The 20,621-nt window shown below is 71.3% G+C and carries 16 protein-coding genes; 12 read left to right on the forward strand and 4 right to left on the reverse strand.

The annotated features are described in order from the left end of the window. The first annotated feature begins 16 nt into the window (after positions 1-16). From FQY83_RS12905 to FQY83_RS12915, 3 genes are all read left to right on the forward strand, one after another. Positions 17-937, forward strand: coding sequence for a recombination-associated protein RdgC (locus tag FQY83_RS12905; protein WP_146388369.1), 921 nt, complete (start codon positions 17-19; stop codon positions 935-937). A gap of 195 nt (positions 938-1,132) precedes the next feature. Then, positions 1,133-1,915, forward strand: a complete 783-nt coding sequence (locus tag FQY83_RS12910; RefSeq protein WP_146388370.1) for a M48 family metallopeptidase — start codon at positions 1,133-1,135, stop codon at positions 1,913-1,915. A gap of 98 nt (positions 1,916-2,013) precedes the next feature. Continuing rightward, positions 2,014-2,547 carry a hypothetical protein gene (locus FQY83_RS12915; RefSeq protein WP_158636503.1) on the forward strand — a complete coding sequence of 178 codons (534 nt, stop codon included), beginning with the start codon at positions 2,014-2,016 and terminating at the stop codon, positions 2,545-2,547. Between the two features lie 136 nt (positions 2,548-2,683). On the opposite strand, the gene FQY83_RS12920 is transcribed toward FQY83_RS12915, so the two are convergent. Continuing rightward, on the reverse strand, positions 2,684-3,553 hold the full coding sequence (locus tag FQY83_RS12920) for an alpha/beta fold hydrolase (RefSeq protein WP_146388372.1): 870 nt from the start codon (positions 3,551-3,553) through the stop codon (positions 2,684-2,686). After that, a complete protein-coding gene (hemH, locus tag FQY83_RS12925; protein ID WP_146388373.1) occupies positions 3,553-4,554 on the reverse strand; it encodes a ferrochelatase in 1,002 nt (333 codons plus the stop codon). Before hemH ends, FQY83_RS12920 begins: the two co-directional genes overlap by 1 nt. Before the next feature lie 178 nt (positions 4,555-4,732). Between hemH and FQY83_RS12930 the strand changes: the two genes are divergently transcribed. From FQY83_RS12930 to FQY83_RS12950, 5 genes are all read left to right on the forward strand, one after another. Then, the gene (locus tag FQY83_RS12930; protein ID WP_192906710.1) at positions 4,733-5,602 is read left to right on the forward strand and encodes a lipid-binding SYLF domain-containing protein; all 870 of its coding nucleotides are present in this window, start codon (positions 4,733-4,735) and stop codon (positions 5,600-5,602) included. A gap of 191 nt (positions 5,603-5,793) precedes the next feature. Continuing rightward, positions 5,794-6,033 (forward strand): Sec-independent protein translocase subunit TatA, encoded by a 240-nt coding sequence (gene tatA / locus FQY83_RS12935; protein WP_146388375.1) that lies wholly within the window; start codon positions 5,794-5,796, stop codon positions 6,031-6,033. Between the two features lie 24 nt (positions 6,034-6,057). Next, a complete protein-coding gene (tatB, locus tag FQY83_RS12940; protein ID WP_238333496.1) occupies positions 6,058-6,585 on the forward strand; it encodes a Sec-independent protein translocase protein TatB in 528 nt (175 codons plus the stop codon). After that, entirely contained in the window at positions 6,569-7,336 is a 768-nt protein-coding gene (gene tatC, locus FQY83_RS12945; RefSeq protein ID WP_146388376.1) for a twin-arginine translocase subunit TatC, read from the forward strand. Before tatB ends, tatC begins: the two co-directional genes overlap by 17 nt. Continuing rightward, positions 7,333-8,052 (forward strand): RDD family protein, encoded by a 720-nt coding sequence (locus tag FQY83_RS12950; protein ID WP_146388377.1) that lies wholly within the window; start codon positions 7,333-7,335, stop codon positions 8,050-8,052. The genes tatC and FQY83_RS12950 overlap by 4 nt, the downstream gene beginning before the upstream one ends. Positions 8,053-8,179: 127 nt before the next feature. Here FQY83_RS12950 and FQY83_RS17610 read toward each other — a convergent pair whose 3' ends face one another. Beyond that, positions 8,180-9,097, reverse strand: a complete 918-nt coding sequence (locus FQY83_RS17610) for a hypothetical protein (RefSeq protein ID WP_158636504.1) — start codon at positions 9,095-9,097, stop codon at positions 8,180-8,182. 252 nt (positions 9,098-9,349) lie between these two features. Further along, entirely contained in the window at positions 9,350-11,155 is a 1,806-nt protein-coding gene (tfpB, locus tag FQY83_RS12960; RefSeq protein ID WP_146388378.1) for a type IV pilus assembly ATPase TfpB, read from the reverse strand. A gap of 78 nt (positions 11,156-11,233) precedes the next feature. Between tfpB and glyQ the strand changes: the two genes are divergently transcribed. The 4 genes from glyQ to FQY83_RS12980 all read left to right on the forward strand — a co-directional run bounded on the left by glyQ (position 11,234) and on the right by FQY83_RS12980 (position 20,550). Continuing rightward, positions 11,234-12,148: a glycine--tRNA ligase subunit alpha gene (gene glyQ / locus FQY83_RS12965; RefSeq protein ID WP_146388379.1), complete on the forward strand. Its 915-nt coding sequence runs from the start codon at positions 11,234-11,236 to the stop codon at positions 12,146-12,148. A 197-nt stretch (positions 12,149-12,345) separates the two neighbouring features. Next, positions 12,346-14,559 (forward strand): glycine--tRNA ligase subunit beta, encoded by a 2,214-nt coding sequence (gene glyS / locus FQY83_RS12970; protein ID WP_146388380.1) that lies wholly within the window; start codon positions 12,346-12,348, stop codon positions 14,557-14,559. Between the two features lie 233 nt (positions 14,560-14,792). After that, positions 14,793-16,619 (forward strand): autotransporter assembly complex protein TamA, encoded by a 1,827-nt coding sequence (locus FQY83_RS12975; RefSeq protein WP_146388381.1) that lies wholly within the window; start codon positions 14,793-14,795, stop codon positions 16,617-16,619. 1 nt (position 16,620) lies between these two features. Continuing rightward, positions 16,621-20,550, forward strand: coding sequence for a translocation/assembly module TamB domain-containing protein (locus tag FQY83_RS12980; RefSeq protein WP_146388382.1), 3,930 nt, complete (start codon positions 16,621-16,623; stop codon positions 20,548-20,550). Positions 20,551-20,621: the final 71 nt, after the last annotated feature.

A 20,621-nucleotide genomic window follows, 5' to 3' on the forward strand; every position in this document is an offset into this window, starting at 1 on the left:
CAATCACGGCCCCTCGATGTTCTTCAGAAACCTCACCCTCTTCCGCTTCCCCTCCACCCTCGACTTCTCGAAGCTCGACGACCTCCTCGCCGACCATCCGCTCAAGCCCGTCGGCGCGCTGGAGCTCTCCTCGCGCGGCTTCGTGTCGCCTTTTGGCCGATCAGAAGCAGGCCGCGAGGGCGAGGCGCTGTCGCACCGTATCGGCGACGCGATCTGGCTGACCGTCGGCGGCGAGGACCGGTTGCTGCCCTCGGCCGTGGTCAACGACCTGCTGGCCAAGAAGCTGGCCGAGATGGAGGAGAAGGAAGGCCGCAAACCCGGTGGACGCATGCGCAAGCGCATGAAGGACGACCTCGTCCACGAACTGCTGCCGCGCGCCTTCGTGCGTCCCTCGCGCACCGATGCCCTGATCGACCTCGAGCACGGCGTCTGCGCGGTCGACACCTCCAGCCGCAAGAACGGCGAGGCGGTGGTGTCGGAGATCCGCCACGCCCTGGGCAGCTTCCCCGCGCTGCCGCTCAACGCCGAGGTCGCGCCGCGCAGCGTGCTGACCGGCTGGATCGCGGGCGAGCCGCTGCCCGAGGGCCTCACGCTCGGCGAGGAATGCGAGCTGAAGGATCCGGCCGAGCACGGTGCGGTGGTGAAGTGCCAGCGGCAGGAGCTGCAGAGCGACGAGATCGGCAAGCACCTCGAATCGGGCAAGCAGGTCACGCGGCTGGCGCTCAACCTCGACGACCACGTCTCGTTCGTGCTCGGCGAGGACCTGGTGGTGCGCAAGTTCAAGCTGCTCGACGGCGCCGTGGACCAGCTCGAATCGAGCGAGCGCGAGGACGTGCGCGCCGAACTCGACGCCCGCTTCGCGCTGATGAGCGCCGAGTTCCGGCGCCTGTTCACGGTGCTCGAGCCCGCGCTGAAGCTGTCGAAGGCCGACGCCTGACCGCCTGCAGGAGCGCGGCAACCGGCAACGGTCAGAGCATTCTCGTTCCAGGGGCTTGCGTTCTCGTCGTCCCCGCGAAGGCGGGGACCCAGTGTCTTTGGTTGTTGATCCAGGAGGCAAAGACGCTGGGTTCCCGCCTTCGCGGGAATGACGGAATGTATGCGTTCGCGCCAGAAACGCTCTAGCATTGCACGCATGCTTTCGCTGTTCCGACTGTCGCCGCCCGCGCCGAAGGCCTCGTCCCGGCTGCAGCGCGACTCGATCCCGTTCGTGCTCGGCGATGGCCGCCGCATCGACGTGCTGCGCGTGCGCGATCCGCGCGCGCGGCGGATCAAGCTCAGCGTCGGCGAGCGCGGCGCACGCCTGACCCTGCCGCTGCGCGCGAGCCTGGTTTCGGGCGAACGCTTCCTGCACGAGCATCGCGACTGGCTCGCCGAACAGCTGTCGGCCCTGGGCGAGCACCTCGCCCCGCTGGTGCGCGGCGAGCCGGCGAGCCTGCCGCTGCGCGACGCGCTGCTGCCGGTCGACTGGAGCGACGGCCGCTTCGCGCGCGCGCGCCTCGACGACGGACGCATCGTGCTGCAGTCGCCGGCGCAGGCCGGCCCGGCCGCGATCGCGCGCGCGCTGCGCGACTTCTACGAGGCGCAGGCGCGCGCCGACGTCGGCCGCTGGCTGCCCGGCTACCTGCCCGGCCTGCCGCGGCCGCCCTCGCGCATCCGGCTGCGGGTGCTGTCCTCGCAGTGGGGCTCGCTGGCGCCCGACGGCACGCTGACGCTGGACCTGTCGCTGGTGCTCGGCCGCCCCTCGGCGTTCGAGTACGTGCTGGTGCACGAACTGTGCCACCTGGTCCATGCCGACCATTCGCGCGCGTTCTGGCGCGAGGTCGAGGCGCGCTTCCCCGCCTGGCGCGAGGAGCGCAGCTATTTCCACGCCGAAGGCCGGCGGCTCAAGGCCTCGCTGCACGCCCTGCTCGGCTGAGGACTGGCCGGCGCCCGCGACCTGTCCGCCTGGCCGCACGGTCCGCGTTATCCGCCATAACCCTCGAAAGCCCGCCCAACCACGCACCTGGGGGTGCGATGAACGGTCTCCCGAACACTGCCGCGTGCCTGTGCGTGGCCGTCCTGGCCCTGTCGCCGCTGCTGGGCGGCTGCCAGCGCGCCGGCAATCCGATCGCCGAAGCCGCGATCCAGCGCGCCACCGAGCACCAGGGCGGGACCGCGCAGGACACGGGACAGCACGCAGCGCGCGGCGATGGCCGGGCGTCGCCGCAGTCGCGGGAATCGCTGACGCTGCCGGAGGGCTTCCCGGAAGACGTCTACCTGCCGCGCGCCTACGCGGTGAACAGCGTGATGGACCTGCAGGACGTCAGCGTGCTCAGCCTCCGCGCGCCGGGCAAGGTCGCCTCGCTGTATTCCGACGCGCGCGATGCGATGCGCACGCAGGGGTGGAAACAGACGCTGGCCGCGCAGCATTCGGTCGACACCGCGATGCTGGCGTTCGAGAAGGACAGCGACGCCGGCCGGCGCAGCGCGACGCTGTCGTTCAACCGCAACAACGGCGACGAGCACGTGATCGTCGGCGTGCAGCTGCGCGCGCTGCAGTCGCAATAGGTCGGGGCTCCGCGTCGGCCGCATGGAATTCGTAGGTCGGGGCTACGCCCCCGACGCCTGCGTATCGCGGGGGGCAAGACGTCGGCCGCGTAGGGGCCGACCTACGCCATCCCATACTCTTGACCGCGAAAGGACCTCAATCGCGCCGCGACAGGAAATCCCCGATCGCCGCCGCCACCTCGGCCGGCCGCTCCATGTGCAGGTGGTGGCCGCCCGGCAGCACGATCAGTTCGCCGCGCGGCAGCAGCGCGGCGCGTTCGCTGCGTCGGGGTTCGGGCAGGTAGGGCTGCGGCGGGTCGGCGTGGATCACGCGGGTCGGGCATTCGATGCCGGCGATCAGGGCGCGCACCTGTTCCTCGGTCATGCGCACCAGCGTCGGCAGGGTCAGGCGCGGGTCGCTGCTCCATTCCCAGCCGGCGCGCGCGTCGTCGACCAGCACCTCGCGCACGCCGCGCTCGACCAGCAGCCGCGCCGAGGCCTCGCTCATCGCACCGATACGGGCCAGCGTCCGCGCGCGCACCGGGGCCTCGAGGTCGGTGAACACGCGCAGGCGCTTGCCCGGCAGGGCGCGTCCAACGGCGATCGCGTCGCGCAGGCGCGAGACCGTGTTCTCCGCCGCGTCCGCCAGCGCGCCGAGCGCCTCGATCGCCAGCAGCCGTTCGATCCGCTGCGGACACGCCGCCGCCAGCAGGCTGCCGATGCCCGCGCCCATCGAGTGCCCGAGCAGGGCGAAGCGCTCCCAGCCCAGCGCGTCGGCGACATCGAGCACGCAGTGCATCGCGCCGGCGAACGAGTAGTCGGTGCCCGGCGGCAGGTGCACGCTGCGGCCGTGGCCGGGCAGGTCGATCGCGACCAGCTCGATCCCGGGCAGGTGCGCGGCCAGCGGCACGAAGCTCGCGGCGTTGTCGAGCCAGCCGTGCAGCGCGAGCACCCGCGGCTGGCCCGCTTCGCCCTGGCGCAGGCCGTGGATGCGGCCGAGCGCGATGTCGAGGCTGAACTCGCGCATCACGCGCCCGCCACCGGCCAGGCCGCGAGTTCGCGCCGCGCCAGCGCGGCCAGCGCATCGGCGTGGGCGGGGGCGTCGTTGAGGCAGGGAATGTAGCGCAGCGCGCTGCCGCCGGCGTCGCGGAAGAAGCCCGCGTTCTGCAGCGCGATCTCCTCCAGCGTCTCCAGGCAGTCCGCGGCGAAGCCCGGGCAGACCACGTCGAGCGTGCGTACGCCCGCGGCGGCCAGCGCACGCACCGTCGCGTCGGTGGCCGGGCCGAGCCAGCGCTCGCGGCCAAAGCGCGACTGGTAGGCCAGCACGTAGTCCTCCGGCGCCAGCGCCAGCGCGCGCGCGATCTCGGCGACGCTGGCCTCGCACTGCGCCGCGTAGGGATCGCCGGCGTCGACCAGCCGCTGCGGCAGGCCGTGGAACGAGAACAGCAGGCGTTCGCCGCGGCCGTGTGCCTGCCAGTGGGCGCGGATCGAAGCGGCCACCGCCTCGACCCAGCCGGCGTCGGTTGCGTAGTCCTGCACCACGCGCGCCTCGGGCGCATCGGACGCGCGCGCGACGAGGTCGGCCACGGTGCCGGTGGTCGTCATCGAATATTGCGGGTACAGCGGCAGCACCAGCACCCGGCGCACGCCGCCGGCGCGCAGTTCGCGCAGGCGTTCGCGCAGCGCCGGCTCGCCGTAGCGCATCGCGTGCAGCACGGCCACGTCCGGCAGCCGCGCCTGCAGCGCGCCGGCCAGCCGCTGCGTGTGCACCGCCAGCGGCGAACCCTCCGGCAGCCAGACCTCGGCGTACTTGTGCGCCACCCGCGGCGCGCGCAGCGGCAGGATCAGGCCGTGCAGCAACGGCCACCACAGCAGCTTCGGGATCTGCACCACGAACGGGTCGGAGAGGAATTCGCCCAGGTAGCGCTTCACCGCGGCGGCGGTCGGCGCCTGCGGCGTGCCGAGGTTGACCAGGAGCACGGCGGTGCCGGGCGTCGCGATGCCGGGCGTGGGGGCTGGGATCGTCATCGGACATAGGATGGCAGGCCCGGCCGCGCTTGGCACCGGCCTGCATCGCGGTGGGACGATTCGTCCGCCGGGCTCATCCGCGATTCATCGCGCCGTCACTAGCCTGAGCCGTCGCCGCGACGCGCGGTGCCCACACGCCTACCGGAGTTCCCCGATGCCCCGTTCCCGCCCGACGCCCCTGCTGAGGAAGACGCTGCTCGCCTCGCTGCTGGCACTGACGCTCACCGCCGGCACCGCGGTCGCGGGCCCCGAGGAGGACTCGCGCGCGAAGGACGCGGTGCGCGTGCTCAACGAGGTGCAGGCCATCCCCGAATCGGCCATCCCCGACAAGCTGCTCGACGAGGCACGCGCGATCATCGTCATCCCCGACACGCTCAAGGTCGGCCTCGTGCTCGGCGGCCGCCGCGGCCACGGCCTGCTGTCGGTGAAGTCGCCCGACGGCACCTGGTCGAACCCGAGCTTCGTCAAGATCACCGGCGGCAGCATCGGCTTCCAGGCCGGCGTGCAGTCGGCCGACGTGGTGCTGGTGTTCCGCAACGACCGCAGCCTCGAATCGATCGTCAACGGCAAGGTCACGCTCGGCGCCGACGCCGGCGTCGCCGCCGGCCCGGTCGGGCGCAACGCCTCGGCCGCCACCGACGGCCAGCTCAAGGCCGAGATCTGGTCGTGGTCGCGCGCGCGCGGCCTGTTCGCCGGCGTCGCGCTCGACGGCGCGGTGCTGCAGATCGACAACGACGCCAACCGGCAGGTTTACGGCGCCAGCAGCACGCCGCGCGCGATCTTCGAGAACCGCGCCGCGCAGGCCCCTTCGGACGCCGTGGTCTCGTTCCGCGACCAGCTGGAAGAAGCCACCGCCGCCGCCCGCGCCGCGCGCGGCACCGAGGCCCGGCCGGCCGCGCCGGTGGCGACCGCGAACCCGGACCCGGACCCGACCGGCGCCAGCACCGCGCCGCTGGCGACCTCCCCGACCGCCGATCCGCAGCCGCAGCCGTTCGAACCGGTGAACGACAACCCCGCCCTGGTCGAACCGCTGCCGGAAACGCCCTGAGGCGCCGGAGCACCTGCGGGAGCGCATTCAGGCGCGACGCTTTTGATGCGGAACCCGGACTCGGACGACAGGCATCGCGCCTGAAGGCGCTCCCACGGGGCGACGGGACGTTCATCCGCGACGGGATGCCGGGCCGCGCCGGCCGGCGTGGAGTATCCTGAGCGTTCCTCACGGTTCGGCGGGAACATGCAATGGGTAGTTTCAGCATCTGGCATTGGCTGATCGTGCTGGTCGTGGTGCTGCTGATCTTCGGCACCAAGCGCCTGCGCGGCGCCGGCCGCGACCTGGGCGAGGCGGTGAAGGGCTTCAAGAAGGGCATGGGCGACGACGACGACAAGCCCGCCGGCGAGCTCGACCACCAGTCGCAGTCGCAAGAGCGCGACGGCACCGTGTCGGGCAAGCCCCGGCAGGACGACACCGTTTCGCGCTGACGCCGCGGGACCGCGGCCGCCGCCATGTTCGACATCGGTTTCACCGAACTGCTGCTGATCGCGGTGGTCGCCCTGATCGTGCTCGGGCCCGAGCGCCTGCCCAAGGCGGCGCGCTTCGCCGGGCTGTGGGTGCGACGCGCGCGCGCGCAGTGGTACTCGGTGAAGTCGGAGCTCGAGCGCGAACTCGCCGCCGAGGAGCTCAAGCGCAGCCTGCACGACGCGAAGCAGGCCGCGACCGACCTGCACAAGACCATGCAGGAAACCGAGGCCGAGGTGCAGGCCAAGGTGCGCGCGGCCGAGGACGAGGCGCGCCGCGAGATCGAGGGCCTGCGCCGGCAGGCGACCGCGGGCCTCGTCGCCGAGCCCCCGCAGGAGGATGCGCCCGCGCCGGTGGACGCCGCGGAACCCGCCGCCCTCCCGGAACCGGAACCGGAACCGGAACCGGAACCGCCGCAGGACATCGCGCAGCCGCAAGACGACGCGCCGCACCAGCCCGACCTGCTCGGCGGCGCGGCGGACGACACGGACGGGGACGATGGCCGCCAGCGCTGAGCACGACGAGGGCGAAGGCAGCCTGATCGACCACCTGGTCGAGCTGCGCTCACGCCTGCTGCGCGCGATCACCGGCCTGGTCATCGCCTTGGTCGCGCTGCTGCCCTTCGCCAACCGCCTCTACGGCTGGTTCGCGCAGCCGCTGCTGGACAAGCTGCCGCAGGGCGCGCAGCTGATCGCGGTGGAGGTGGCCTCGCCGTTCTTCGCGCCGCTCAAGCTGGCGTTCTTCGCCGCGGTGCTGCTGACCATGCCGTGGCTGCTGTACCAGGCCTGGGCCTTCGTCGCGCCGGGCCTGTACAAGCGCGAGAAGAAGCTCGCTCTGCCGCTGCTGGTGTCGGCGGTGGGGCTGTTCTACGCCGGCTGCGCGTTCGCGTTCTTCATCGTGCTGCCGGCGGTGTTCGGCTTCCTCACCGCGATCACGCCCGATGGCGTGGCGATGATGACCGACATCAACGCCTACCTGAACTTCGTGCTGGTGATCTTCCTCGCCTTCGGCATCAGCTTCGAGCTGCCGGTGGCGCTGGTGATCCTGGTGCTGCTGGGCTGGGTGACGCCGGCGCAGCTGCGCGAATGGCGCGGCTACGCCATCGTCGGCATGTTCATCCTCGCCGCGATCATCACCCCGCCCGACGTGGTCTCGCAGCTGCTGCTGGCGATCCCGATGTGCCTGCTGTACGAGGCCGGCATCATCGCCGCGCGCCTGGTCGCGCCGAAGGACGCCGAGCGCGCGGCCGACGCCGACGAGGCATGAGCGGCGCGGCCACGCCGGCGGCCGCACATCCGGCATGGGGCCCGGCCTCGTTCCCGCGCCGCTACGCCGCCTGGTCGATCGACATCGCGGTGGTGCTGTTGCTCGCTGCACTGGCCTGCGCGACGCGCATCCGCGACGGCGGCGCGCGCATCGCCGCCGCGTTCGACGCGCTGGCGCAGTCGATGGCGCGGGCGATGGCCGACCTGCTTTACGGCGTGACGCCGCTGGAACTCGCGCGGCAGTGGCTGGCCGATCCGCGGCAGCGCGAGGCGATCACCGCGCTGTCCGACGCGATTGCCGCCACCGTCTTCCCGCCCCTGCTGGCCGCCGCGCTGCTGGCGCTGGCCTGGTTCGCGCTGTCCGAGGCCTCGCCATGGCAGGCGACGCCCGGCAAGCGCCTGCTCGGCCTGCGCGTGGTCGACGCCGGCGGCGCGCGCATCGGACTGGCGCGCGCCGCGGCGCGCCACCTCGCCGGCGCGCTGTCGTGGCTCACGCTCAACATCGGCCACCTGCTGGCGCTCGCACCGCCGCGGCGGCAGGCGCTGCACGACCGCATCGCCGGCACGCAGGTCCTGCAGGCACGCGCCGACGCGCGCCTGCCCGCGTGGGCGGGCGCCTGGCTGGCCCTGCAGGTCGTGCTGGCCATCGCCGCGACGGCCTGGTTGTTCCTCGCGGCCAACGCCGCCATGCAGCGCGCCTTCGACGCATTGCTGTAACGCAACTCCGCCCGTCATCCCCGCGAAGGCGGGAAGCGCTTTTCAACAGCGCGAAGCGCTGGTCATCCATTTTGCTGTTGCATGAAGACGCTGGGTCCCCGCCTTCGCGGGGATGACGGCTGGTGCGTCAGAGCTCGACCTGGTTGCCCGGCAGCGGCGGCGGCGCCACCGGTTCGGCGCAGATGTCGCGCCACATGTGGTACATGACGCCGAACATCACCACGTACATCAGCAGGATCATGCCCAGGTACACCGGCGCGACCAGCAGCATCGCCAGCACCGGATGCACCAGCCCGCCGACCAGCGCCAGCAGGCCGCCCACCAGCGCCACCACCAGCGTCAGCGCGAACAGCGCGATGATCGACAGAATCGCCATCACCACGATCGGCAGCAGGTTCTTCAGCGAGCCGGCCAGGCCGTCGCCGATCGCCGCGAACACCCCGCGCCCGCCCAGCGCCACCTGGCCGAAGCCGATCGCGTAGGCGCCGCCGAGGAACAGGCCGAACAGCAGGCCCAGCGCCATCACCATGCCCAGGCCCGCGGGCGGCGCGGGGATGTCGTCGGGCTGCACCGGCTTGCCGCCCGCCTCCATGCTCAGCTGCATCAGCTGCATGTACCACTCCGGCAGGCCCTTGCCGAACGTGCCGACGATGGTGCCGAAGACCAGCAGGTAGATCGCGGTCATCAACAGGCCGAAGCCAATCAGTCGGCCGGCGCCGTTGCCGGCGCGGAAGGTGTCGAACACCGCGCCCGCGCCCGCCGGCCGGCCGCGCTCGGCGGCGTCGATCACGCGCAGCGCGCCGCCGATCAGCAGCGGGAACACCACCAGCGACACCAGCGTGGTCAGGCCGATCACCGTCAGCAGCGCATCGGGCTGCGCGCCGAACACCGGCTGCGCCACCAGTTGCACGATGCTCGGCACCACCGCCACCAGTGCCACCAGCGCGATCGCGCCGATCACCGCCTTCGGGTTGTGGCGCCCGAGGTTGACCGCCCGTGCCAGCCACGACCAGCCGGTGCCCGGCCCCATTGCCCGCGTCGACATGATGATCCGTTCCGCCTTCGATGTGGCCTGCGCCACGATGGCGACATGCTACTGCATTGGTGATGGATCGCAGGTTGCGTGGCGTGGTGTTCGCGCGGTTGTGGATTGCTGGCGCGGTGGCCCCCACCCCAACCCTCCCCCGCAGGCGCGGGAGGGAGTTTCAAAAGCACGCGGCTGTTGCTCCCTCCCCCGCTTGCGGGGGAGGGTTGGGGTGGGGGCCGGAACGCCCGCGCACTCCTTTCCGCCAACCACTTATTCCTGCGGCGGCAGCACCGTCAGCACTTCCTCCACCGTCGTCACGCCCTGCGCGACCTTCTCCGCACCCGCCACGCGCAGCGTGCGCAATCCCTCGCCGACGGCGGCACGCGTGAAGGCAGCCAGCTCCATGTCCGGCCGGACCAGCGCGCGCAGCAACGGGGTGATCGGCATCAGTTCATAGATGCCGACGCGGCCAAGGTAGCCGGTGTTGCGGCATTCGAGGCAACCCACCGGGCCGTTCACCGTCGCCGGCACCGGCGGCGCGTGCGGGCCGGGCAGCAGCGAGTGCCAGGCCTCGGCGCTGAGCTTCTTCGGCGCCTTGCAGTGCGGGCACAGCGTGCGCACGAGGCGCTGGGCGAGGATGCCGTTGAGGGTCGAGGCGATCAGGTAGTGCGGCAGGCCGAGGTCGAGCAGGCGGGTGATCGCCGAGGGCGCGTCGTTGGTGTGCAGGGTCGAGAGCACGAGATGGCCGGTGAGCGAGGCCTGCACCGCCATCTGCGCGGTGTCGAGGTCGCGGATCTCGCCGATCATGATGATGTCGGGATCCTGGCGCAGCAGGGTGCGCACGCCCTGGGCGAAGGTCAGGTCGATCTGGTGGTGGACCTGCATCTGGTTGAGCTCGACCGCGATCATCTCGATCGGGTCCTCGACGGTGCAGACGTTGACGTCGGACGTCGCCAGCCGCTTGAGCGTCGAATACAGCGTGGTGGTCTTGCCCGAACCGGTGGGGCCGGTGACCAGCACGATGCCGTGCGGGCGGTTGGTCAGCTCGTGCCAGGTCTCGGCCTCGTCCTGGTCGAAGCCGAGCTGCTCGATGCTCTTGAACGCGGTGTCCGGGTCGAAGATGCGCATCACGCACTTCTCGCCGAAGGCGGTGGGCATGGTCGACAGGCGCATCTCCACCTCGCGCCCGCCGGGTGAGCGCGTCTTGATGCGGCCGTCCTGCGGGCGCCGGCGCTCGGCGAGATCCATGCGGCCGAGCACCTTGATGCGGCTGACCACCGCGGTCATCACCGGCGGCGGCATCTCGAACACCTTGTGCAGCACGCCGTCGATGCGGAAGCGCACGCGGCCGACGTCGCGGCGCGGTTCGAGGTGGATGTCGGAGGCGCGCTGCTCGTAGGCGTACTGCAGCAGCCAGTCGACGATGTTGACGATGTGGTGGTCGTCGGCGTTGACGTCGCCGGCGCGGCCGAGTTCGACCAGCTGCTCGAAGGTCGGCGCCTGCGTGGCCTTGTCGCCGTCGTGTTGCGCGCCGCGCACCGAGCGGGTGACGCCGTAGAACTCCATCGTGTAGCGGTGCAGGTCGAGCGGGTTGCTGACGACCAGTTCGATCTCGCGCCGCAGCAGGCGCTGCACGTCGGGCAGCCAGTCCAGCGCCAGCGGTTCGCTGGTGGCGATGCGGGCGCGGTCGGGCGTCACCTCCACCGGCAGGATGCGGTGGCGGCGGGCATAGGCGTGCGACACCAGCTCGGTCACCTCGGCCACGACGATCTTGGTCGGATCGATGCGCAGGTACGGCCGGCCGCTGGCCTTCGCCAGCCATTCGGTCAGCGCCTCCAGCCCCAGCTCGCTGCCCGGCCGCGCCGCCGACGGCAGCTTGAGGTTGGCCAGCAGCACCAGCGGGTGCACCGCGTCGAGGCCGCGCACGTGGCGGGCGCTGGCGCGGGCGTGCTCGGCATCCTTCGATGCGAGCAGTCCGTCGGCGAGCAGCGCCGCGATCACCGGCTCCAGCGCCAGCTTGCCGGGCGGCAGCGACGTGGCGGGCCGGGGGATGCGCGAGGCGAGCGATTCGTTCAACGTGGCTCCGGTGCCGGAAAACCCGGCCGCTGCGAGGTCCGCCGCTATACTAGCGCGCCCTGCGCACGCATCCGCCCGATGGCCGCCCCGACCTTCCAGCCAGTCACCTTTCAGGGCCTGATCACCCGTCTCAATGCCTACTGGGCCGCGCAGGGCTGCGTGCTGATCCAGCCGCTCGACCTCGAGGTCGGCGCCGGCACCTTCCATCCCGCCACCTTCCTGCGCGCGCTCGGCCCCGAGCCGTGGAACGCGGCCTACGTGCAGCCCTCGCGCCGCCCCACCGACGGCCGTTACGGCGAGAACCCCAACCGCCTGCAGCACTACTACCAGTACCAGGTGGCGATGAAGCCCAACCCGGACAACATCGTCGAGCTGTACTTCGGCTCGCTGAAGGAACTGGGCATCGACCCGCTGCTGCACGACCTGCGCCTGGTCGAGGATAACTGGGAATCGCCGACGCTCGGCGCCTGGGGCCTGGGCTGGGAGGTCTGGCTCAACGGCATGGAAGTCACCCAGTTCACCTACTTCCAGCAGGCTGGCGGCCTCGAATGCCGCCCGGTGCTGGGCGAGATCACCTACGGTCTCGAACGGCTGTGCATGTACCTGCAGAACTGCGACAACGTCTACGACCTGGTGTGGACCGAAGGTCCGCAGGGCACGGTGACCTACGGCGACGTGTTCCTGCAGAACGAGCGCGAACAGAGCGCCTACAACTTCGAGCACGCCGACGTGGCCGAGCTGTTCCACCGCTTCGACGCCTGCGAGGCGGAGGCGCTCAAGCTGGTCGAGCTCGGCCTGCCGCTGCCCGCCTATGACCAGGTGACCAAGGCCAGCCATAGCTTCAACCTGCTCGACGCGCGCCGCGCGATCAGCGTCACCGAGCGCCAGCGCTACATCCTGCGCGTGCGGCGGCTGGCGCAGGCGGTGGCGCAGGCGTATTACGAGCAGCGGGAGAAGCTCGGGTTTCCGGGGTTGAAGAAGCAAGCGGCGTGATACCACTCCCTCCCCTTCAAGGGGAGGGCTGGGGAGGGGATGGTGTTGAGCGCGTCGCCGCCCGGACACCATCCCCACCTAAATCCGTCCGGCCCTCGCGCGCAGCGCTCGGGCGTTCGGACAAATGCGAGCCAGTGGCTCGCAAACATTTGTCCTCACCCCCTTGAAGGGGAGGACTTCAAAGCACGGGGTTTTTGATGTCCGATTTGCAACCACTCCTGATCGAACTGGGCACCGAGGAACTGCCGGTCAAGGCGCTGCCCGGGCTCGCGCAGGCGTTCTTCGACGGCGTGCTCGCGGCGCTGGACAAGCGCGGCATCGCGGTCGAGCGCGGCGAGGCGAAACCGCTGTACACGCCGCGCCGGCTGGCGGTGCTGCTGCCGGGCGTGGCGGTCGAACAGCCCGAGCAGGCCTCGGAAGTCTTCGGTCCCTACCTCAACATCGCGCTCGACGCCGACGGCCAGCCGACCAGGGCGCTGCAGGGCTTCGCGGCGAAGGCCGGCGTCGAGTGGACGCAGCTCGAACGCGCCAGCGACGCCAAGGGCGAGCGCTTCGTGCATCGTTCGGTGACGGCCGGCGCGAAAACCGCCGCGCTGCTGCCGGAAGTCCTGCGCGAGGCCATCGCCGGCATGCCGATCCCCAAGCCGATGCGCTGGGGCGACCACGCCTTCGCGTTCGCGCGGCCGGTGCACTGGCTGGTGCTGCTGCTGGGCAAGGACGTGGTCGAGGGCGAAGTCTTCGGCGTCCGCGCCGACCGCATGAGCCGCGGCCACCGTTTCCTGCACGACAAGCAGGTCTGGATCTCCACGCCGGACGACTACGTCGACGCGCTGCGCGGCGCGAAGGTGCTGGTGGACGCGGACGAGCGTCGTCGCCGCATCGTCGAACAGGTCGAGGCCGCGGCCGGTGCCGCCGGCGGCAGCGCGCGCATCGACGCCGACAACCTCGCGCAGGTGACCTGCCTGGTCGAATGGCCGAAGGCGGTGTCCTGCGCGTTCGAGGACGACTACCTCGCCGTACCGCAGGAAGCGCTGGTGGCGACGATGGAGGCCAACCAGAAGTTCTTCCCGGTGCTCGACGACGGCGGCCGGCTGACGGCGCGCTTCATCGGCGTCGCCAACGTCGATCCGGCCGACGATTCGGAGATCCGCAAGGGCTACGAGCGCGTGATCCGCCCGCGCTTCGCCGACGCGCGGTTCTTCTTCGTCGAGGACATGAAGCAGGGCCTGGCGTCGATGAACGACGGCCTTGCGACGGTGACCTACCAGGCCAGGCTGGGCACGGTCGCCGACAAGGTCGCGCGCGTGGCCGCGCTGGCCGAGGCGATCGCGCCGCAGGTGGGCGTGGACGCCGCGCTGGCCAAGCGCACCTCGCTGGTCTCGAAGGCCGACCTGCAGTCGCGGCTGGTCAACGAGTTCCCGGAACTGCAGGGCATCGCCGGACGCCACTACGCGATGCAGGACGCCTCGCTGTCGGACCTGTCGCACGAGGATCGCAGCGCGGTGGCCAACGCCATCGACGAAGCCTGGCAGCCGCGCTTCGCCGGCGACGACATCGCGCTTTCGCCGCTGGGCAAGGTGCTGGCGATCGCCGATCGCCTCGACACACTGGCGGGCGGCTTCGCGGCGGGGCTGAAGCCGACCGGGAACAAGGATCCGTTCGCGCTGCGGCGCAATGCGCTGGGGCTGGCGCGGACGATCATCGAGAGCGGATTTAATCTGGATGTCCAGCGGCTTCTCGACAGGACCATTATCTGTCTTGAAGAATCACTCTTGTTGATGGGTGCCAGAAGGAAGTTCGAGACAGCACAGTCAATGGTTTCTCAGGCTGCGGAAGCCGGCCTGCCCGCCAGCATCGGGTTGCCTCACGACAGCGTTGAGGTTCGCTATGTCGAACGAGCGGACGAACTCTATGACTTTATCCTCGATCGTCTGCGCGGCTACTACACCGACAAGGGCGTACCCGCCTCGCATTTCAACGCCGTCGCCGAACTGAAGCCCGCTTCGCTCTACGACTTCGACCGCCGCATCGACGCCATCGGCACGTTCGCGCAACTACCGGAAGCCGAGGCGCTGGCCGCGGCCAACAAGCGCATCCTCAACCTGCTGAAGAAGTCCACGGACGAGATCCCCGCGATCGAGGACAAGGACCTGCTGCGCGAGCCGGCCGAGTCCGCGCTGGCCGAGGCGGTGGAGGCGGTTTATGCGGAGACCGGGCACGCGCTCGCGCACGGCGACTATGTCGACGCGCTGGCGCACCTGGCGCGGCTGCGGCCGCAGGTCGATGCGTTCTTCGACGGGGTGATGGTCAACGTCGAGGATGCGGACCTGCGGCGCAACCGGCTTGCGCTGCTCAAGCGGCTTGCGGATCGGCTTGGCAGCGTTGCTGCGATCGAGCATTTGTCGGCCTGATCAGCGGATGGTGCGGCGGCGGAGTTCTTGCCGCGGACGCGGGCCCCCACCCCAGCCCTCCCCCGCAAGCGGGGGAGGGGGCCAAGAGCAATCGCTGCCAACTCCCTCCCCCGCTTGCGGGGGAGGGCTGGGGTGGGGCCGTCCGTTCACGACACACTCGACGCAAGCTGCTCCACACTCGAAGAAGCGCAATCGTTAATCGATCCTTGACTGCCCTTCGGTATCCTGCCCCGATGCGCCTCCCCCACCGCATCCTCGCCGCCGCCGCGCTGTTCCTGTTCGCAGCCGGCGCGGCCCGCGCGGCTGTGGTCGGGAACGTGGAGATCACCGGCCTCGACGAGGAGATGACCGAGAACGTGCGGGTCTCGCTGTCGCTGGTCGACACGATCGGCAAGGAGGTCAGCGGGCGCCGCCTGGCCTACCTGCTGCGCGAGGCCGAAAACGAGGCGCGCGAAGCGCTGGAGCCGTTCGGCTTCTACTCGGCCACGGTCGAGGTCGGGCGCAGCCGCGGCAATGGCAATGGCAATGGCAGCGTGTCGGTGACCGTCCACGTCGACCCGGGCGAACCGGTGCGCGTGCGCAACTCCGACATCGCCATCATCGGCGAGGGCGGCCGCGACCGCTACCTGCAGGCCGACCTCGACGCCTTCCTCCCCTCGCCCGGCGCCATCTTCAACCACGCCGACTACGAGGCCAGCAAGATCCGCATCAGCCGCCGCCTGACCGAGCGCGGCTATTTCGACGCGGATTTCTCCTCGCGCCGGGTCGAGGTGACGCGCGCGCAGCAGGCCGCCGACATCGACCTGGTCTGGACCAGCGGCGAGCGCTACGACATGGGCCCGACCACGTTCGAGCAGGAGCGCCACATCATCCGCGACGACCTGCTGGAGAAGCTGGTCTACTGGGAAGAAGGCGAGTACTACCACCAGGGCCGCCTCGATCGCCTGCGCACTTCGCTGGCCCAGCTCGACTACTTCGGCAACATCGAGATCACCCCCGACCCGGCCAGCGCGGTCGACAAGCGCGTGCCGGTCGCGGTGAAGCTGACGCCGGCCAAGCGCAGCATCTACACCGCCGGCGTGAGCTTCGGCACCGACAGCGGCGCGGGCATCCGCCTCGGCGTCGAGCGGCGCTACGTCAACACCCGCGGGCACAAGGCGCTGGCGCAGCTGGACTACGCGCAGAAGCGCAAGACGCTCACCCTGCAGTACCGCATCCCCGCCTTCGCCTGGCGCGATGGCTGGTACACGGTCAGCGCGCAGGCCTACGACGAGCAGACCGACTACATCGACACGCGCCGCATCGAACTGGTCGGCAGCCGCAGCGGCCAGTACAGCCGGCAGGTCAACCTGGTGGCGTCGCTGCACCTGCTGCGCGAGCGCTGGGCCTATCCGACGGAAGCCGACGACGACCCGGCGACACCGCTCCAGTATCGCTATGCGACCTTCACCTTCCCGTCGGTGCGCGCCGAGTACATCAACGTCGACGACCGCGTGTTCCCACGCAGCGGCATCGGCGGATCGCTGACCCTGCGCAGCGGCGCGGAAGGCATCGGCTCCGACGCCAACTTCGTGCAGTTCCACGCGCGCGCCTCCACCTTCAAGGGAATCGGCGAGGACGGCCGCCTGATCATCCGCGGCGAGGCCGGCTACACCTGGACCAACGCCCTGGTCGACATGCCGCCGAGCCTGCGCTTCTACGCCGGCGGCGACCGCAGCATCCGCGGCTACGAATGGCGCGAGGTCGGGCCGCGCATCGTCCGCTACAAGGAGGACGAGGACGGCAACCTGCGCGAAACCGGCTACCTCGCCGCCGGCGCGAAGAACGTGGTCACCGCCAGCGTCGAGTACGAGCGCTACTTCCTCGGCGACTGGGGCGCGGCGGTATTCGTCGACGGCGGCAGCGCCTTCGACGGCACCTCGCCGGACTGGCACACGGGCGTCGGCATCGGTGCGCGCTGGCGCTCGCCGGTCGGTCCGCTGAAGCTGGACATCGCGCGCGGGCTCGATTCGCCCGACTCGCCGTTCACGATCGGCCTCAGCATCGGCGCGGAGTTCTGAAATGGCCTTCCGACGCCGCCCGCGACTGCCCGACGACCTCACGCCAGAAGAGCGCGAGGCCCGCATCGCCGAACTGCGCGAGCGCCGCCGCCGGCGCATGCGCGTGCTGGCGATCCGCAGCGCGATCGGCACGCTGGCGCTGGTCGTGCTCGGCGCCGTGCTGCTGTACTGGCTGCTGGCGACCTTCGGCGGCCGCGACTTCCTGCTCGCGCGCATCGCCGGCGCGCTGCCGGCGGGCACCGAGCTGGCCTGGTCGCGCGCGGAAGGCCCCGCCTCCGGTCCGCTGACGATGCACGACGTGCGCTACGTGCAGCGCGGCTGCCCGGACGTCGACGGCAAGCCGGTCGCCTATGGCGACTGCACGAAACCGACCGTGCTCACCTTCACCGCGAAGCGCATCGTGCTCGATCCGGCGATCACGCCGCTGATCGGGCGCCGGCTGCGCCTGGACGCGCTCGTCATCGAGGCCGCGGCGCTCGACCTGCCGCAGAGCGACAAGCCGTTCGAGATGCCGACCTGGCCGGAGGTGCTGCCGCGCATCGACCTGCCGCTGTCGCTGCAGGCCGACAGCATCCGCATGGACGGGCTGGTCGTCACCAGCGAAGGGCAGCCCGTGATCGACATCGCCACGCTGCGCGGCGGCATCGACGCGAAGCAGGGCGAACTGCAGCTCGAGAACATCGCCGTCGACAGCGACCGCGGCCGCTTCACCGCGCACGGCGTCTACGCGCCCGACGACCACTACCGCACCGACCTGACCGCCAGCGCGCTGCTGCCGGCGCCGTTCCCACGCCCGCGCCCGCGCATCGGCCTGGTCGCGCGCGGCAACCTCGACACCATGGACGTCGCCCTGTCCGGCCACGCGCCCGACCCGCTGCGCGCGCACCTCACCCTGCGCGGCAAGCGCTGGACCCTGCGCGCGAACTCCGACGCGCTCGACCCCGGCCTGCTCTCGGGCAGCGGCGAACCGGGCACGCCGGTCGCGTTCTCGCTGTCCGCCGACGGCAACGGCGGCGCGGCCGAGCTGCAGGGCGAGTTCACCCGGGGCACGCTGCATGCGGTGCTGCAGCCGTCGAAGGTGAAGCTCGAAGACCAGGTGCTCGAGGTGCAACCGCTGGTGGTCGACCTCTTCGACGGCCGCATCACCGCGAATGGCCATGGCGATTTCCGCGAAACACTCGATGCGCGCTTCAAGCTCGCGGTGAACGCGCGCGGCCTGCGCTTCGGCGGCGAGCCCGATGCCGCCGATCCGACGCCGGCCGATCCCGCGCCGGCGATCGCCGTGGACGGCGACTTCGGCATCGCCGGTCGCAGCAGCGACTGGGCCGCCGTCGGCAAGGCCACGATCGCGCGCGACGAGCTCGACGCCACGGTCGATGTCGAGGGCCGCGGCGACCTGGAGAAGATGACGCTCAAGACCCTGCGCGCGGCCATGCCCAGCGGCACGCTCGACGCCACCGGCAGCGTCGGCTGGGCGCCCGCACTGCAGTGGCAGGTCGACGCGACGCTGGCCGGCTTCGATCCCGGCTATTTCGCGCCCGGCTGGAACGGCGCGGTGAACGGCAGGCTCGCGACCACCGGCACGACGCGCGCGGACGGCGGGCTCGACATCGGCGTCGACGCCAACGAACTCGGCGGCACGCTGCGCGGACGCAGGCTCGGCGGCAAGGCCTCGTTCGCGATGCACGGCCCCGCCACCGGGCAGGCGCGCACCGACTACGAAGGCGACGCCGCGCTGACGCTCGGCGACAGCCGCATCGACGCCAGCGGCTCGCTGCGCGAGCGCATCGACCTCGATGCCACGCTCGCCCCCCTGAACCTCGCCGACCTGCTGCCCGATGCAGCCGGCACGCTGCGCGGCACGCTGCAGGCGGCCGGTCCGCGCAGCGCGCCCGACCTCAGCGCCGACCTCACCGGCAGCGGCCTGCGCTGGGGCGACTATGCCGCGGCGTCGCTGCGCGCGCAGGGACGCCTGCCGTGGTCGCGCGACAGCGGCACGCTGGTGCTCGACGGCAGCGGCATCAGCGCCGGCATTGCGCTCGACGAGGTCCGCGTCGAGGCGCGCGGCGCGGTCGAGAACCTGCAGTTCGATGCGCAGGCCCGCAGCGAAGCGATGGGGTCGGTCGCGCTGCAGGGCACGGCGCTCAAGCGCGGCGTGAACTGGAGCGGCGAAGTGTCGTCGCTGCAGCTGGCGCCGTCGAAGGGTGCGACCTGGCGCCTGCAGTCGCCGGCGCGCTATGCGCAGGCCGGGAACAACTGGACGCTGTCGCGCAGCTGTTTCGCCGCGTCCGACGGCGGCGCGCTGTGCGCGGAAGCCGACTGGCCGCGGCGCGGCGTGGCATTCGACGGGCAGCAGTTGCCGTTGTCGCTGGTCACGCCCTGGCTGCCCGAGCGCGACGGCGGTCGTCCGTGGCTGCTGCGCGGCGCAATCGACCTCGACGGCCAGCTGCGCCCCGCGGGCAAGGCCTGGCAGGGGAACGTGAGCCTGCACTCGGCCGACGGGGGCCTGCGCAACAGCGAGCGCTCGCGCCGCGACATCATCAGCTACCGCGACCTGCAGCTCGATGCCGATTTCAACCCGGCGCGCATCGAGGCGACGCTGGCGACGATCTTCAACGAGGATGGCCACGTGCGCGCACGCGTGGCGACCGGCTGGGACGCGACCTCGCCGCTCGACGGCGAGATCGACGCCGACACCGACGAACTGACCTGGCTGGAGCTGTTCTCGCGCGACATCGTCGAACCCAGCGGCCGGCTCGCGGCCAACATCGCGCTCGGCGGCACCCGCGCACAGCCCTCGCTCGGCGGGCAGGCGCGGCTGAGCGAGTTCAGCACCGAACTGCCCTCGCTCGGCATCGTGCTCGAACGGGGCGACGTGCGCCTGCAGGCGCAGCCCGACGGCAGCGCGCGCATCGCCGGCAGCGTGCAGTCCGGCGAAGGCGCGCTCAACATCGACGGCGGCCTGAACTGGCAGGACGCCGGCGCGCCGCTGATCCTGCACCTGACCGGCGACAAGGTGCTGGCCTCCGACACCCGCGACCTGCGCATCATCGCCAACCCGGACATCGAGGTGCGCTACGCCGCGCGCCAGCCGCTCACCGTTACCGGCACGGTGACGGTGCCGAGCGCGATGATCGACCTCGAGCGCCTGGACCAGGGCGTGTCGGCCTCACCCGACGTGGTCGTGCTCGACCCCGAGGATCCCGAGGACACCGGCGCCTCGCCGCTGGCGCTGGACCTGACCTTGGCGATGGGCGAGGACGTGCGGCTGCGCGGCTTCGGCCTCGACGGCAGCCTCGGAGGCAGCATGCGCGTGCGCGCGCAGCCAGGTCGCGAGATGACCGGCAGCGGCACGCTGGAAGTCGGCGGCCGCTACAGCGCCTACGGGCAGAAGCTGCAGGTCACGCGCGGCCGACTCACCTTCAACGGCCCGGTGTCCGATCCGCTGCTCGACATCCGCGCCGAGCGCAGGATCGAGGCGCAGGACATCACCGCCGGCATCAGCGTCACCGGCCGCGCCTCGGCGCCGCAGGCCAGCGTGTGGACCGATCCCGCGACCGACGATTCACAGGCCCTGTCCTACCTCGCGCTCGGCCGGCCGCTGTCGAACCTGTCCAGCGCCGAGGGCCGCCAGCTCGATGCCGCCTCGGCCGCGCTCACCGCCGGCGGCAGCATGCTCGCCGGCCAGCTCGGCTCGAGGATCGGCCTCGACGATGCCGGCGTGATGGAATCGCGCGCGCTCGGCGGCAGCGTGCTCGGCATCGGCAAGCAGCTCTCGCCGAAACTCTACGTCGGCTTCGGCGTCTCCCTGCTCGGCACTGGCCAGGTGCTGACGCTGAAATACCTGCTGCGCAAGGGCTTCGACGTGGAAATCGAATCGAGCACGCTGGAGAGCCGCGGCTCGGTCAACTGGCGGCACGAGACCGATTAGGCGCGCCTCGGGCAGCGCCCCCCCTGTCATTGGGCAGCGCCCCCCTGTCATTTCGACCGCAGGGAGAAATC

It is taken from the genome of Luteimonas marina (assembly GCF_007859325.1).
GTDB classification, from domain to species: domain Bacteria; phylum Pseudomonadota; class Gammaproteobacteria; order Xanthomonadales; family Xanthomonadaceae; genus Luteimonas; species Luteimonas marina.